Origin of the sequence: Streptomyces sp. NPDC088157, from assembly GCF_044741545.1 — a bacterium.
Lineage (GTDB): Bacteria > Actinomycetota > Actinomycetes > Streptomycetales > Streptomycetaceae > Streptomyces.
Map to the genome: position 1 here is coordinate 31,291 of NZ_JBIUSU010000013.1, position 13,679 is coordinate 44,969.

Here is a 13,679-nt window from a genome sequence, read left to right on the forward strand (position 1 = left end):
ACGCGCCTTTCGGATCGTCCCGGGGCCGCCGGGTCCGGCACGCACTTCCGCCGCGTTGCGGCCCCGGGTCCGGCGCGGGAAAGTCGAAGCACAGTCAGCTCTTCAGGAGGTCGGTCATGCCCATCGCGACGGTGAATCCGGCGAACGGCGAGACGCTCAAGACGTACGAGGCCATGGACGAGGAGGAGCTGCAGCGCCGGCTCCAGCTGGCCGAGGCCACGTTCCGTACGTACCGGACCACGACGTTCGCCGAACGCGCCCGCCTGCTGAACCGGGCCGCCGACCTCCTGGACGAGGACCAGCGGGAGATCGGCCGGGTGATGACCACCGAGATGGGCAAGCCGGTGAAGCAGGCCCGCGCGGAGGCCGCGAAGTGCGCCCGGGCGATGCGCTGGTACGCCGAGCACGCGGCCGAACTGCTCGCCGACGAGGAGCCGGCCGCCGCCGACGTGAAGGACTCCGGAGGCGCACGCGCCCTGGTCCGCTACCGGCCGCTGGGGCCGGTGCTCGCGGTGATGCCGTGGAACTTCCCGCTGTGGCAGGTGGTCCGGTTCGCCGCGCCGGCGCTGATGGCGGGCAACGTGGGGCTGCTCAAGCACGCCTCGAACGTCCCGCAGACCGCCCTCTACCTGGAGGACCTGTTCCACCGGGCCGGCTTCACCGAGGGCTGTTTCCAGACGCTGCTCGTGGGCTCCGGCGCGATCGACGACATCCTGCGGGACGAGCGCGTGAAGGCGGCGACCCTGACCGGGAGCGAGCCGGCCGGCCGGGCGGTCGCCTCCACCGCCGGGGAGATGATCAAGAAGACGGTGCTGGAGCTGGGCGGCAGCGACCCGTACGTGGTCATGCCGTCGGCGGACGTGGACCGGGCCGCGCAGACGGCGGTGACGGCGCGGGTGCAGAACAACGGGCAGTCGTGCATCGCGGCCAAGCGGTTCATCGTTCACACGGACGTGTACGACGCGTTCACCGAGCGCTTCGTGGCGGGCATGGCGGCGCTGAAGGTCGGCGACCCGCTGGCGGAGGAGACGGAGGTCGGGCCGCTGGCGAGCGAACAGGGACGGTCGGACCTGGAGGAGCTGGTGGACGACGCCCGACGCGGCGGCGCCGCAGTGCTGTGCGGGGGCGAACGTCCCGACGGGCCCGGCTGGTACTACCCGCCGACCGTCCTCGCCGGCATCACCCGCCGGATGCGCATCCACCGGGAGGAGGCGTTCGGGCCGGTCGCGACGCTGTACCGGGCCGCCGACCTGGACGAGGCGGTGCTCATCGCCAACGACTCGCCGTTCGGACTGAGTTCCAACGTGTGGACGCGGGACGAGGCCGAGGTCGACCGTTTCGTACGGGATCTCGAGGCCGGCGGGGTGTACGTCAACGGGATGACCGCGTCCCATCCGGGGTTCCCCTTCGGCGGGGTGAAGCGGTCCGGATACGGCCGTGAGCTGTCCGGGCACGGAATCCGGGAGTTCTGCAACATCACCACGGTTTGGCACGGTGCGTGAGCGTCGCGCGGTTACGATCCCGGATGTGAACCGCGAAGTGACTCTGCCGCTGATCGTCGACGACCGCGGGACCTTGCAGGTGTCCGCGGCCGACGTGAGCAAGCTGCTCCGCACGCTGGGAGGGCGGTGGCTGCATCTTGTCGAGGCCGGGGCGGACGGGCTGGACGAGGACACCGTCGCCGCGCTGACGATCGAGCTCGCGAAGCTGGCCGACCGGATCGACGTGGCGTGCATCGCGCACAGCAGCGGGGGTGCGCCCTGAGGGCTGTCTCAGGACAGCCCTCGGGCCGTTGCCGCTGATCGCGCCCAGGCCCCGGGGGTGGTTCCCTCGGGGCCGTGTCACGTCGGCACGCGGTGTCCTCGGGCCTGTCTAGCGGATCGGCATCCCCGACAGCGTGCGGGCGATCACCAGGCGCTGGATCTCGCTCGTCCCCTCGAAGATCGTATAAATGGCCGCGTCGCGGTGCATGCGCTCCACCGGGTACTCGCGGGTGTAGCCGTTGCCGCCGAGGATCTGGATCGCCTGTGCGGTGACCTGCTTGGCGGTCTCACTGGCGTAGAGCTTCGACATCGAGCCCTCTGCGGCGGTGAACGGCTTTCCGTTGATCGCCATCCAGGAGGCGCGCCAGACCAGCAGCCGCGCGGCGTCGATCTGGGTGCGCATGTCCGCGAGCTGGAAGGCGACGCCCTGGTTGTCGATGATCGGGCGGCCGAACTGCTCACGCGTCTTGGCGTAGTCGAGGGCCACCTCGTACGCCGCGCGGGCCGTGCCGACGGCCATGGCGCCGACCGCCGGCCGAGAGGCCTCGAAGGTCGCCATCGCCGCGTTCTTCACCCGCTCGCCGCCCGTCCTGGCCCGCTCGCGGGCGCGCGCCAGCCGTTCGTCCAGCTTCTCCTTGCCGCCGAGGAGGCAGGAGCCGGGGATCCGCACGTTGTCGAGGATCACCTCGGCGGTGTGCGAGGCGCGGATGCCGTGCTTCTTGAACTTCTGCCCCTGGGCGAGACCCGGGGTGCCCGGCGGCACGATGAAGGAGGCGTGCCCCTTGGAGCCGAGTTCGGTGTCCACGGCCGCGACGACGACGTGGACGTTGGCGATGCCGCCGTTGGTCGCCCAGGTCTTCGTGCCGTTGAGCACCCACTCGTCCTTGGCCTCGTCGTACACGGCACGCGTGCGCAGCGAGGCGACGTCGGAGCCGGCGTCGGGCTCGGAGGAGCAGAAGGCGGCCACCTTGACATCGCTCGCGTCGCCGTACATCTGGGGGATCCAGGTGCCGATCTGCTCCTCGGTTCCGTTGGCGAGAACGCCCACGGCGGCCAGTCCGGTGCCTACGATCGACAGGGCGATGCCCGCGTCGCCCCAGAACAGCTCCTCCATGGCCATCGGGATGCCGAGGCCGGTGGGGTCGAAGTACTGCTGCGCATAGAAATCGAGGGAGTAGATGCCGACCTTCGCGGCCTCCTGGATGACCGGCCAGGGAGTCTCCTCACGCTCGTCCCATTCGGCGGCCGCGGGGCGGATGACGTCGGCCGCGAATCCGTGCAGCCAGTCCCGGACCTCCTTCTGTTCGTCGTTGAGCTCCATGGTGAACTCGGCCATGTCCCCTCCAGCGGCGGAACGTGCATGTTACTAGCGGTAACGCGAGTCTGTTACCGGTCGGTAGGAAAAGTCAACTCCTGTCGGCAGCCCGGGAGCCCCCTGGCCCGTTCGGTGTCAGGCTGCTGCCAGGTGTTAGTTTGCGCAGGCGTCACCGAAACAGCACGGGTGGGGAGAGATCATGGACACCACGCAGCGGACCGAGCAACAGCGGTCCGCCGACCGCCGACGGCGCGAGCTGCTGGAAGCCGCCGACCGGGTGGTGCTGCGCGACGGCCCGCAGGCCTCGATGAACGCGATCGCGGCGGAGGCGGGCATCACGAAGCCGATCCTCTACCGGCACTTCGGCGACAAGGGCGGACTGTACGCCGCCCTCGCCAAGCGGCACACCGACGCGCTGCTGGATTCGCTGCGGGCCGCGCTGGACGCCCCCGCCGAGCGACGGGAGCGGGTGGAAGCCACGTTGGACACCTACCTCTTCGCGATCGAGGCCCGGCCTCAGGTCTATCGGTTCCTGATGCATCCGTCGGACGGATCGCCGGGCGAACAGGGCTTCGACGTGGGTAAGCACTCGGCTCCTCTGCTTCGGCGGATGGGTGAGGAGTTGGCCCAGGTCATCGAGGACCGGGTGGACCTCGGACCCGGAAGCCAGCAGCTGGCTCGGGTGTGGGGGCACGGGATCGTCGGCATGATGCACGCGGCCGGGGACTGGTGGCTGGGTGAGCGGCCCTGTTCGCGGGCCGAGCTGGTACGAAGTCTGGCAGACCTGCTGTGGGGCCGCCTCGCGGCCGCGGGCGACAAGCTCGGCGGTCCCGGCTTCTGACGGTTGCTCCACGAGCCCGGCGGGTTCGGGGCGCGCGGCTCCGGGTTCGGGGCGGCTTCGGGTTCGGGGCACGGGGCTCCGGGTTCGGGACGGGGGGCGCACAGCTCCGGGTTCGGGGCGGGGGCGCACAGCTCCGGGTTCGGGGCGGGGGCGCGCGGCTCAGGATTCGGGCGGGGGCCCGCGGCTGCTGGTTCGGGGCCCGCGTGCCTACGCGGGACCGGTCCCCCGGCTCCAGGGGGCTCGCGAGGCCTGACGCATCAGCCTGCTTCTGCGCGGGCCCGTCACGCGGTCCGCGTACACCACGCCCTCCAGATGGTCCGCCTCGTGCTGCAGGCATCTGGCGAAGAATCCCGTGCCGTGCACGGTGACCGGCTCGCCCGTGACCGTGAACCCCTCGACCACCGCGCGGTCGTGGCGCTCCGTCCCCGCCTCCAGACCCGGCAGGGACAGACAGCCCTCCGGGCCGCGCAGGACGATGCCGTCCGCCTCCACCAGCCGGGCGTTCACCACATGGCCCAGGTGGCGGACGTCCTCGTCGTCGGGGCAGTCGTAGACGAAGACCCTCAGCGGCTCGCCCACCTGGTTGGCGGCGAGGCCCACCCCCTGGGCCGCGTACATCGTGGCGAACATGTCCTCGACCAGGCGGGCGAGTTCGGGGCCGAAGTCGGTGACGTCCTCGCAGCGGGTGTGCAGGACGCGATCGCCGAGCAGGGAGAGGGGCCGAACGCGCCCGTGGGCGCCCGGGATGGAGCGGTGTCGCATGGCGGCAAGGGTACGGTCCTTTCTGACACGCGCATGCCGCACGCGGGCGTGAGGTGGTGCCGGGATTCGGGAGTGCGAATGGATCTCGATAGGCTGACCACCTACCACGTTGCCGTACGGCAGAGGCGCGGCGCGTACGCAAGGAGGATCGAGAACTGATGGCAGGCAACTCGGACCCGCTCACGCCGCGGGCCAAGATCGCCGTGACCGCCGGCAAGGCGGTCGCGGCGGCGTCGCGCGCCGCGGGGCGCGGCAGCGGTTCGGTGATCGGCGGCCGGGTGGCGCTCAAACTCGACCCCGACCTCCTCGCCCGGCTCGCCCAGAACCTGGACGTCATCCTCGTCTCGGCGACCAACGGCAAGACCACGACCACGCGGCTGATCGCCGAGGCGCTGCGCGCCGCCGGGCCCGTCGTGTCCAACGCGCTGGGCGCCAACATGCCGGCCGGCATCACCTCGGCCCTCGCCGGCGGCTCCGAGGCCCGCTACGGCGTGATCGAGGTCGACGAGAAGTACCTGGCGGGCGTGGCCCGGGACACCGCCCCCAAGTGCATCGCGCTGCTCAACCTCTCCCGCGACCAGCTGGACCGCGCCGCCGAGACCCGCATGCTCGCGGAGAACTGGCGTGAGGGGCTTGCCGGTTCGAAGGCCGTCGTCGTCGCGAACGCCGACGACCCGCTGGTGGTGTGGGCCGCCTCCTCCTCCCCCAACGTGATCTGGGTCGCCGCCGGGCAGATGTGGAAGGACGACGCCTGGTCGTGCCCGTCCTGCGGCGGCGTCATGCAGCGGCCGGGCGACGACTGGTTCTGCGGCGAGTGCGGCTTCCGGCGTCCGACGCCGAGCTGGGCGCTCTCCGGCGACCACGTCCTCGACCCGCACGGGTCCGCCTGGCCGATCCACCTCCAGCTGCCGGGCCGCGCCAACAAGGCCAACGCCGCCTCCTCGGCCGCCGTGGTCGCCGTCTTCGGGGTGCCTCCGCAGGTGGCGCTGGAGCGGATGTACCAGGTGCAGGCCGTCGCCGGGCGCTATGACGTCGTCCAGTTCCAGGGCCGTGACCTGCGGCTGCTGCTCGCGAAGAACCCGGCGGGCTGGCTCGAGACGTTCAGCCTGATCGATCCGCCGCCCACCCCGGTGATCCTCTCGGTGAACGCGCGCGGCGCCGACGGCACCGACACCTCCTGGCTGTGGGACGTCGACTACACGCGTCTGACCGGCCACCCGATCTTCGTCGTCGGTGACCGCAAGCTGGACCTCGCGGTGCGTCTGGAGGTCGCCAACCAGCACTTCCAGGTGTGCGAGAACCTCGATCAGGCCGTGCAGCAGGCGCCGCCGGGCCGCATCGAGGTCATCGCGAACTACACCGCGTTCCAGGACCTTCGCCGCCGCGTCGGCAACTGACCCCGAAGGACGTTTCCATGAGCGACAACCAACTGCGGCTGGTGTGGATCTACCCGGACCTGCTGAGCACCTACGGCGACCAGGGCAACGCCCTCGTCGTCGAGCGTCGTGCCCGGCAGCGCGGCCTCGACGTGGCGCGGCTCGACGTACGCAGCGACCAGCCGATCCCGACCTCCGGCGACATCTACCTGATCGGTGGCGGTGAGGACCGGCCGCAGCGGCTCGCGGCGGAGCGGCTGCGCCGGGACGCGCACCTGTACCAGGCGGTGAACAACGGCGCGATCGTGTTCGCGGTCTGCGCCGGCTACCAGATCCTGGGCCACGAGTTCGTCAACGACCTCGGCCAGCGCGAGCCCGGTCTCGGTCTGCTGGACGTGACGACGACGCGCGGCGAGGGCGAGCGGTGCGTCGGCGACGTCCTCGGGGACATCGACCCGCGGCTCGGCCTGCCCCCGCTGACCGGCTTCGAGAACCACCAGGGCGTCACCCACCTCGGCCCGACCGCCCGCCCCCTCGCCCGTGTTCAGCTCGGCAAGGGCAACGGCACCGGTGACGGCACCGAGGGCGCGTACAACGACACCGTCTTCGGCACGTACATGCACGGCCCGGTGCTCGCGCGTAACCCACTGATCGCGGACCTGCTGCTGAAGCTGGCGCTCGACGTGAACGCGCTGCCGCCGATCGACGACCACTGGTACGAGGCGCTCCGCAACGAGCGCATCGCGGCCGCGCAGCAGCCTGCGTAAGTACAGCCGCGCGGCAGCCTGCCTGACGCTGCCGGGCGGCCGCCCGCGCGGTCGTGTGTTCACCTGTTTGTCAGGGTGCCGTCAGCAGCCCGTCTGACGGTACATCCGCACAGGTGAGCAGGCACGTCCAGCAGGCGGACGCGTGCTTCGGCCCCGCCCCCTCCTGCCGCTAGGGTGGCGGGGATTCGAGCCGGACAGAGTGGTCCGGACCCGGCCCACGTGGAGAAGGTTGTTCGGGCTATGCGCATTGGTGTCCTCACGTCCGGCGGCGACTGCCCCGGCCTGAACGCCGTCATCCGGTCCGTCGTGCACCGTGCCGTCGCCGACCACGGCGACGAGGTCATCGGCTTCCGGGACGGCTGGAAGGGCCTCCTGGAGTGCGACTACCTCAAGCTCGACCTGGACGCGGTGGGCGGCATCCTCGCCCGCGGCGGCACGATCCTCGGCTCCTCCCGGGTCCAGCCCTCGCATCTGCGGGACGGCGTGGAGCGGGCTCGGGGCCATGTCGAGGAGCTCGGTCTCGACGCGATCATCCCCATCGGCGGTGAGGGCACGCTCAAGGCCGCGCGCCTGATGTCGGACAGCGGCCTGCCGATCGTGGGCGTGCCGAAGACCATCGACAACGACATCGCCGGCACCGACGTCACCTTCGGCTTCGACACGGCGGTCGGTGTCGCGACCGAGGCGCTGGACCGGCTGAAGACCACCGCCGAGTCCCACCAGCGGGTGCTCGTCGTCGAGGTCATGGGACGGCACACCGGCTGGATAGCGCTTCAGTCCGGCATGGCGGCCGGCGCCCACGCCATCGTCGTGCCGGAGCGGCCCTTCGACATCGAGGAGCTGGCCCGCCGGGTCGGCGAGCGGTTCGAGGCGGGCAAGCGGTTCGCGATCGTCGTCGCGGCCGAGGGCGCGAAGCCGAAGGCCGGCAGCATGGCCTTCGACGAGGGCGCGAAGGACATCTACGGGCACGAGCGGTTCGCCGGCATCGCCCGGCAGCTCTCCATCGAGCTGGAGTCGCGGCTCGGGAAGGAAGCACGGCCGGTCATCCTCGGGCATGTGCAGCGGGGCGGTACGCCGACCGCGTACGACCGGGTCCTCGCCACGCGGTTCGGCTGGCACGCGGTGGAGGCCGTGCACCGGCAGGAGTTCGGGAAGATGACGGCCCTGCGCGGGACGGACATCGTGATGGTGCCGCTGGCGGAGGCCGTCGCGACGCTCAAGACCGTTCCCGAGGACCGGTACACGGAAGCGGAGACCGTGCTCTAGGTCTTTCGTCCGGATCAGGGCGGATCAGGGAGCGGGGTCCTGCGTCGCAGGGCGGAGGAGTGAGTCGGGGCGGAGCCCTGGCGACCGACGACAACGCGGCGAGGTGCGGCGCCGGGGCTCGCGAGCCCGGCCTGATCCACGTACCGAGAGGCCCTGGCCGTCCGGTGGGCGCCGCTCCGCGCCCGCGGCCGGGACCACTCGCCCCCGGTGACGGAGATCGCCGGGGGCTTCTCTACTCTTGTGGGCGGCAGGAAACGTACAACCCCCCACGAATCAGGAGCCGGCGGCATGGGACACAGCGGGCACGGCATGACCATGGATCTGCCGCCGTTCACGCTGGGCCGGGGACTTCAGTGGTCGCCGGACCCGTTCTTCCTCGTCGCCTGTCTGGTGGGACTCGGGCTGTACGGGTGGGGGGTCCTGCGGCTGCGCAGGCGCGGCGACGCGTGGCCGGTGGGACGGACCGTGTCGTTCGTCGTCGGTGTGCTGACCATCGGGCTCGTCATGTGCACCGGGCTGAACGACTACGGAATGGTCATGTTCAGCGTGCACATGGTGCAGCACATGGTGATCAGCATGCTGTCGCCGATCCTGCTCCTGCTGGGCGCGCCCATGACGCTGGCGCTGCGCGCGCTGCCGGCGGCCGGACGGGGCCGGAAGGGGCCGCGTGAGCTGCTGCTGATGCTTCTGCACAGCCGTTACATGCGGATCATCACCCATCCCGCGTTCACGATCCCGCTGTTCATCGCGAGTCTCTACGCGCTGTACTTCACGCCGCTGTTCGACTTCCTGATGGGCTCCAGGGCGGGGCACCTCGCGATGATGGTGCACTTCCTCGCCGTCGGGGTGGTGTTCTTCTGGCCGATCATCGGCCTGGACCCGGGGCCGAACCGCCCGGGCTATCTGATGCGGATGCTGGAACTGTTCGCGGGCATGCCGTTCCACGCGTTCTTCGGCATCGCGCTGATGATGGCGTCGCAGCCGATGGTCGAGACGTTCGAGAACCCGCCCGCCTCGCTCGGCATCGACGCGCTCACCGACCAGAACGCGGCCGGCGGCATCGCCTGGGCGTTCAGCGAGATCCCGTCGGTGCTGGTCCTGATCGCGCTGCTGTTCCAGTGGTATGGCTCCGAGCAGCGCCAGGCGAAGCGCAAGGACCGGGCCGCCGACCGCGACGGCGACCGGGAGCTGGAGGCGTACAACGCCTATCTTGCGTCGCTCGACACACACGGGCGCTGATCCCGGGGCACCATGGAGGGAACGCGCCCTGCGGAGGGCGGCCCTGAGGAGGGTGTCGCGATGGCAGGTACGACGGACAGTTCCACGAAGACCATGGGGGTGCTCACCGTCGGCGGGCTCGTCATGGTGACCGCCTACTCGGTGGCGCTGGGCAGCAACGGCTGGCTGTGGTTCGGCTGGGTGGTGCTGGGACTGATCACGCTCACCATGGTCGTGACGCGCACGAGCTGAGGTCCGGGGCCTGTCCGCCGGGCAGGCCCTACCCGCCGGTGAGGCGGGCCGCCGAGTGCACGCCCGGCTGGTACTTCGGCAGCCTGGCGGTGATCTTCATGCCCGCCCCGAGGGCCGTCTCGATGACCAGGCCGTAGTCGTCGCCGTACACCTGGCGGAGCCGGTCGTCCACGTTGGACAGCCCGATGCCCCCGGACGGGCTGACCTCGCCGGCCAGGATGCGGCGCAGCGCGACCGGGTCCATGCCGGCGCCGTCGTCCTCGATGACGACCAGGGCTTCGGCGCCGGCGTCCTGCGCGGTGATCTGGATATGGCATTTGTCGGCCTTGCCCTCCAGACCGTGCTTGACGGCGTTCTCGACGAGCGGCTGGAGGCAGAGGAAGGGCAGGGCCACCGGAAGGACCTCGGGGGCTATCTGCAGGGTGACGGCGAGGCGGTCGCCGAAGCGGGCCCGGACCAGCGCCAGATAGTGGTCTATGGCGTGCAGTTCGTCGGCGAGGGTGGTGAAGTCGCCGTGCCTGCGGAACGAGTAGCGGGTGAAGTCGGCGAACTCCAGCAGCAGCTCGCGGGCGCGTTCGGGGTCGGTGCGGACGAACGACGCGATCACGGCGAGCGAGTTGAAGACGAAGTGCGGGGAGATCTGGGCGCGCAGGGCCTTGATCTCCGCCTCGATCAGTTTCGTGCGGGACTGGTCCAGGTCGGCCAGCTCCAGCTGGACGCTCACCCAGCGGGCCACCTCGCCGGCCGCCCGGACCAGGACGGCGGACTCGCGGGGCGCGCAGGCCACGAGGACCCCGTGCACCCGGTCGTCGACGGTGAGCGGCGCGAGCACGGCCCAGCGGACGGGACAGTCGGCGTGCTCGCAGGTGAGGCGGAAGGCCTCGCCGCGGCCGCTCTCCAGGGGGCCGGCCAGCCGCTGGACGATCTCGGCGCGGTGGTGCGACCCCACGCCGTCCCAGGCCAGCACCTCCTTCTCGTCGGTCAGGCACAGCGCGTCCGTGCCGAGCAGCGTGCGCAGCCTGCGGGCCGATCTGCGGGCCGTCTCCTCCGTGAGGCCCGCCCGGAGCGGGGGTGCGGCGAGTGAGGCGGTGTGCAGGGTCTCGAAGGTGGCGTGTTCCACGGGGGTGCCCAGGCCGCCCAGGTTCTCCGGGCGGGTCGTGCGGCGGCCCAGCCAGAAGCCCGCGGCGAGGAAGGGGAGGATCGCGATGCAGACGCCCGCGAGGAAGCCGCTCATCCCTTCGCCTCCGCCGCCCGCAGTTCCCCCGTGCTCAGTTCCTCGGGCAGGTGGAACCGGGCCAGGATCGCCGCCGTGCCGGCCGGCACCCGGCCCGGGGTGGCCAGGGACACCAGGATCATGGTGAGGAAGCCGAGCGGTACGGACCACAGCGCGGGCCAGGCGAGCAGCGCGTGCAGGCCGCCCGTGCCGGGGAACCCCGCCATGGTCGCGGCGACGGCGACGAACGCCGAACCGCCGCCCACCAGCATCCCGGCGGCCGCGCCGGGCGGGGTCAGCCGTCGCCACCAGATGCCGAGGACCAGGAGCGGGCAGAAGGACGACGCCGACACCGCGAAGGCCAGCCCGACCGCGTCGGCCACCGGCAGCCCGCCCACCAGCAGGCTCGCGGCGAGGGGTACGGCCATGGCCAGCCCGGTGCCGAGCCGGAAGTGCCGTACGCCGCGGGTCGGCAGGACGTCCTGGGTGAGCACGCCCGCGACGGCCAGTGTCAGGCCGGACGCCGTGGACAGGAAGGCGGCGAAGGCTCCCCCGGCGACCAGCGCGCCCAGCAGGTCGCCGCCGAGGCCGCCGATCACCCGGTCGGGCAGCAGCAGGACGGCCGCGTCGGCGTCGCCGCTGAGGGCCAGTTCGGGGGCGTAGAGGCGGCCGAGGGCGCCGTAGACGGGCGGCAGCAGGTAGAAGGCGCCGATCAGGGCGAGGACGGCGACGGTGGTGCGGCGGGCGGCGACCCCGTTCGGGCTGGTGTAGAAGCGGACGACGACGTGCGGCAGGCCCATGGTGCCGAGGAAGGTCGCGAGGATCAGGCCGTAGGTGGCGTACAGGGGCCGTTCCTCGCGGCCGGCGGCGAGGGAGGTGGACATGCCGCCGTTGCTGCCGCGCTCGGCGACGGGGACCGCGGTGCCCTCGGCGAAGGTGAGGCGGGTGCCCCGGTCGATGTGGTGCGTGCCGGCGGGGAGGCTGAGCACGGCGTCCTGGTGCGGGCGGCCGTCGATCGTGCCGTTCACCGTCACGGTCAGCGGGCGCTCCAGTCTGAGGTCGAGGCTGTCGTCGACGCGGACGACCCGCTGGTCGCGGAAGGTGGCCGGTTCCCCGAAGGCGTCGCGGGGCGCTCCGTCACCCTGCCAGGCGAGGACCAGGAAGAGCGCGGGGACGAGGAGTGCGGTGAGCTTGAGCCAGTACTGGAAGGCCTGCACGAAGGTGATGCTGCGCATGCCGCCCGCGGCGACGGTCGCGGTGACGACGACCGCGACGATCAGTCCGCCGAGCGAGTCGGGGGCGCCGGTCAGGACCGTCAACGTCAGTCCCGCGCCCTGGAGTTGGGGCAGCAGATAGAGCCATCCCACGCCGACGACGAAGGCGCCCGCGAGCCGCCGGGCCGACTGGGAGGCGAGGCGGGCCTCGGCGAAGTCGGGGAGCGTGTAGGCGCCCGAGCGGCGCAGCGGGGCGGCGACGAAGAGGAGCAGCACCAGATAGCCCGCGGTGTAGCCGACCGGGTACCAGAGCATGTCCGGCCCCTGGACCAGGACCAGGCCCGCGATCCCCAGGAAGGAGGCGGCGGAGAGGTACTCGCCGCTGATGGCCGCCGCGTTGAGGCGGGGGCCGACGGTGCGGGAGGCGACGTAGAAGTCGGAGGTGGTGCGGGAGATGCGCAGGCCGAAGGCGCCGACGAGAACGGTCGCGACGACGACGAGGGCGACGGCGGGGACGGCGAAGGCCGAGTTCACCGGTCCTCGACCAGGCGTATGAGGTCCCGTTCGTTGCGTTCGGCCCGGCGCACGTACCAGCGGGCGAGCAGGACGAGCGGGGCGTAGAGGCAGAAGCCGAGGACCGCCCATTCGAGGCGGTGCGCGTCGGGCATCGCCGCGAAGAGGAGGGGCAGCGGGCCCACGAGGAGGGCGAGGACGGCGAACACCGCGAGGGCGGCGCGCAGTTGGGAGCGCATCAGGGAGCGGACGTAGGTGTGGCCGAGGGTGGTCTGCTCGTCGATCTCGGTACGCGGGCGGTAGTACCCGGAGGCCCGCCGGACCCGGCGGGCGGGACCGGTGACGACGACACGCCGTTCCACGGGGTCCTGGTTCGGCATGGTCAGGGCCTCCTCATCAGCAGGTCGCGCAGTTCGCGCGCGTGGCGGCGGCTGACCTGGAGCTCCTCGCCGCCGACCAGGACGCTCACCGTGCCGGCGTCCAGGCGGAGTTCGCCTATGTGGCGCAGGGCGACGAGATGGCGGCGGTGGATGCGGACGAAACCGCGGGCGCGCCAGCGCTCCTCCAGGGTGGACAGCGGGATCCGTACCAGGTGGCTGCCGCGGTCGGTGTGCAGCCGGGCGTAGTCGCCCTGTGCCTCGACGTGGGTGATGTCGTCGACGGTGACGAAGCGGGTCACGCCGCCGAGCTCGACGGGTATGTGGTCCGGGTCGGGCTCGTGCACGGGGATGCGCGGAGCGGCGCCGCGCCGGTCGGCGGCTCCGAGCTCGACGGCGCGACGGACCGCCTCGGCGAGCCGTTCCTTGCGGACGGGTTTGAGGACGTAGTCGACGGCCTTGAGGTCGAAGGCCTGGACGGCGAAGTCCTCGTGGGCGGTGACGAACACGACCAGGGGCGGCCGCGCGAAGCCGGTGAGGAGGCGGGCCAGGTCGAGTCCGTCGAGGCCGGGCATCTGGATGTCCAGGAAGACCACGTCGATGGCCTCGGGGCCGTCCGGGCCGGACTCCAGGGCACGGTTGATGCGGCGGAGCGCCTCGGTCGCGTCGCCGGCGCCCTCCACGGTCCCGATCCGGGGATCGGCGGTGAGCAGGTACAGCAGCTCCTCCAGCGAGGGGCGTTCGTCGTCGACGGCGAGGGCGCGCAGCATGAGGGTGGAGTGTAGGGGCGATCCGCACGCCT

Annotated in this window: 14 protein-coding genes; 8 read left to right on the plus strand and 6 right to left on the minus strand. The window is 71.7% G+C overall.

From position 1 onward, the window contains the following. The first annotated feature begins 116 nt into the window (after positions 1 to 116). Positions 117 to 1,502 (plus strand): NADP-dependent succinic semialdehyde dehydrogenase, encoded by a 1,386-nt coding sequence (locus tag ACIPFH_RS38720; RefSeq protein WP_401834064.1) that lies wholly within the window; start codon positions 117 to 119, stop codon positions 1,500 to 1,502. 25 nt (positions 1,503 to 1,527) lie between these two features. Further along, positions 1,528 to 1,764 carry a DUF6213 family protein gene (locus tag ACIPFH_RS38725; protein ID WP_054240463.1) on the plus strand — a complete coding sequence of 79 codons (237 nt, stop codon included), beginning with the start codon at positions 1,528 to 1,530 and terminating at the stop codon, positions 1,762 to 1,764. Positions 1,765 to 1,872: 108 nt separating this feature from the next. Here the strand turns inward: ACIPFH_RS38725 and ACIPFH_RS38730 are convergent, their stop codons facing one another. Continuing rightward, positions 1,873 to 3,099: an acyl-CoA dehydrogenase family protein gene (locus ACIPFH_RS38730; protein WP_054240462.1), complete on the minus strand. Its 1,227-nt coding sequence runs from the start codon at positions 3,097 to 3,099 to the stop codon at positions 1,873 to 1,875. A 178-nt stretch (positions 3,100 to 3,277) separates the two neighbouring features. Between ACIPFH_RS38730 and ACIPFH_RS38735 the strand changes: the two genes are divergently transcribed. Continuing rightward, a complete protein-coding gene (locus ACIPFH_RS38735; protein ID WP_356248230.1) occupies positions 3,278 to 3,919 on the plus strand; it encodes a TetR family transcriptional regulator in 642 nt (213 codons plus the stop codon). A gap of 207 nt (positions 3,920 to 4,126) precedes the next feature. Here the strand turns inward: ACIPFH_RS38735 and def are convergent, their stop codons facing one another. Next, positions 4,127 to 4,681 (minus strand): peptide deformylase, encoded by a 555-nt coding sequence (gene def, locus ACIPFH_RS38740; protein WP_401834067.1) that lies wholly within the window; start codon positions 4,679 to 4,681, stop codon positions 4,127 to 4,129. Between the two features lie 158 nt (positions 4,682 to 4,839). Between def and ACIPFH_RS38745 the strand changes: the two genes are divergently transcribed. From ACIPFH_RS38745 to ACIPFH_RS38765, 5 genes are all read left to right on the plus strand, one after another. Then, positions 4,840 to 6,078, plus strand: coding sequence for a MurT ligase domain-containing protein (locus tag ACIPFH_RS38745; protein WP_356248234.1), 1,239 nt, complete (start codon positions 4,840 to 4,842; stop codon positions 6,076 to 6,078). A gap of 17 nt (positions 6,079 to 6,095) precedes the next feature. Continuing rightward, a complete protein-coding gene (locus ACIPFH_RS38750; RefSeq protein ID WP_356248236.1) occupies positions 6,096 to 6,824 on the plus strand; it encodes a glutamine amidotransferase in 729 nt (242 codons plus the stop codon). A gap of 240 nt (positions 6,825 to 7,064) precedes the next feature. After that, a complete protein-coding gene (locus tag ACIPFH_RS38755; RefSeq protein WP_401834069.1) occupies positions 7,065 to 8,090 on the plus strand; it encodes a 6-phosphofructokinase in 1,026 nt (341 codons plus the stop codon). 288 nt (positions 8,091 to 8,378) lie between these two features. Further along, entirely contained in the window at positions 8,379 to 9,329 is a 951-nt protein-coding gene (locus ACIPFH_RS38760) for a cytochrome c oxidase assembly protein (RefSeq protein WP_401834071.1), read from the plus strand. Between the two features lie 60 nt (positions 9,330 to 9,389). Beyond that, positions 9,390 to 9,560: a hypothetical protein gene (locus ACIPFH_RS38765; RefSeq protein ID WP_356248242.1), complete on the plus strand. Its 171-nt coding sequence runs from the start codon at positions 9,390 to 9,392 to the stop codon at positions 9,558 to 9,560. Between the two features lie 28 nt (positions 9,561 to 9,588). Here ACIPFH_RS38765 and ACIPFH_RS38770 read toward each other — a convergent pair whose 3' ends face one another. From ACIPFH_RS38770 to ACIPFH_RS38785, 4 genes are read right to left on the minus strand one after another with little or no spacing between them, the layout of a single operon-like run. Beyond that, a complete protein-coding gene (locus ACIPFH_RS38770) occupies positions 9,589 to 10,794 on the minus strand; it encodes a histidine kinase (protein WP_356248244.1) in 1,206 nt (401 codons plus the stop codon). Next, positions 10,791 to 12,521 carry a cation acetate symporter gene (locus ACIPFH_RS38775; protein WP_401834074.1) on the minus strand — a complete coding sequence of 577 codons (1,731 nt, stop codon included), beginning with the start codon at positions 12,519 to 12,521 and terminating at the stop codon, positions 10,791 to 10,793. Before ACIPFH_RS38775 ends, ACIPFH_RS38770 begins: the two co-directional genes overlap by 4 nt. Then, on the minus strand, positions 12,518 to 12,880 hold the full coding sequence (locus ACIPFH_RS38780; RefSeq protein WP_356248248.1) for a hypothetical protein: 363 nt from the start codon (positions 12,878 to 12,880) through the stop codon (positions 12,518 to 12,520). Before ACIPFH_RS38780 ends, ACIPFH_RS38775 begins: the two co-directional genes overlap by 4 nt. Before the next feature lie 2 nt (positions 12,881 to 12,882). After that, positions 12,883 to 13,647, minus strand: a complete 765-nt coding sequence (locus ACIPFH_RS38785; protein WP_356248250.1) for a LytTR family transcriptional regulator DNA-binding domain-containing protein — start codon at positions 13,645 to 13,647, stop codon at positions 12,883 to 12,885. Between the last annotated feature and the right edge of the window lie 32 nt (positions 13,648 to 13,679).

Bases quoted from the DNA above. Each gene is read 5' to 3' on its own strand.
- def (WP_401834067.1), bottom strand. From the start codon at position 4,681: ATGCGACACCGCTCCATCCCGGGCGCCCACGGGCGCGTTCGGCCCCTC.
- ACIPFH_RS38760 (WP_401834071.1), top strand. From the start codon at position 8,379: ATGGGACACAGCGGGCACGGCATGACCATGGATCTGCCGCCGTTCACG.
- ACIPFH_RS38785 (WP_356248250.1), bottom strand. From the start codon at position 13,647: ATGCTGCGCGCCCTCGCCGTCGACGACGAACGCCCCTCGCTGGAGGAG.
- ACIPFH_RS38730 (WP_054240462.1), bottom strand. From the start codon at position 3,099: ATGGCCGAGTTCACCATGGAGCTCAACGACGAACAGAAGGAGGTCCGG.
- ACIPFH_RS38755 (WP_401834069.1), top strand. From the start codon at position 7,065: ATGCGCATTGGTGTCCTCACGTCCGGCGGCGACTGCCCCGGCCTGAAC.
- ACIPFH_RS38770 (WP_356248244.1), bottom strand. From the start codon at position 10,794: ATGAGCGGCTTCCTCGCGGGCGTCTGCATCGCGATCCTCCCCTTCCTC.
- ACIPFH_RS38745 (WP_356248234.1), top strand. From the start codon at position 4,840: ATGGCAGGCAACTCGGACCCGCTCACGCCGCGGGCCAAGATCGCCGTG.
- ACIPFH_RS38765 (WP_356248242.1), top strand. From the start codon at position 9,390: ATGGCAGGTACGACGGACAGTTCCACGAAGACCATGGGGGTGCTCACC.
- ACIPFH_RS38720 (WP_401834064.1), top strand. From the start codon at position 117: ATGCCCATCGCGACGGTGAATCCGGCGAACGGCGAGACGCTCAAGACG.
- ACIPFH_RS38735 (WP_356248230.1), top strand. From the start codon at position 3,278: ATGGACACCACGCAGCGGACCGAGCAACAGCGGTCCGCCGACCGCCGA.
- ACIPFH_RS38780 (WP_356248248.1), bottom strand. From the start codon at position 12,880: ATGCCGAACCAGGACCCCGTGGAACGGCGTGTCGTCGTCACCGGTCCC.
- ACIPFH_RS38750 (WP_356248236.1), top strand. From the start codon at position 6,096: ATGAGCGACAACCAACTGCGGCTGGTGTGGATCTACCCGGACCTGCTG.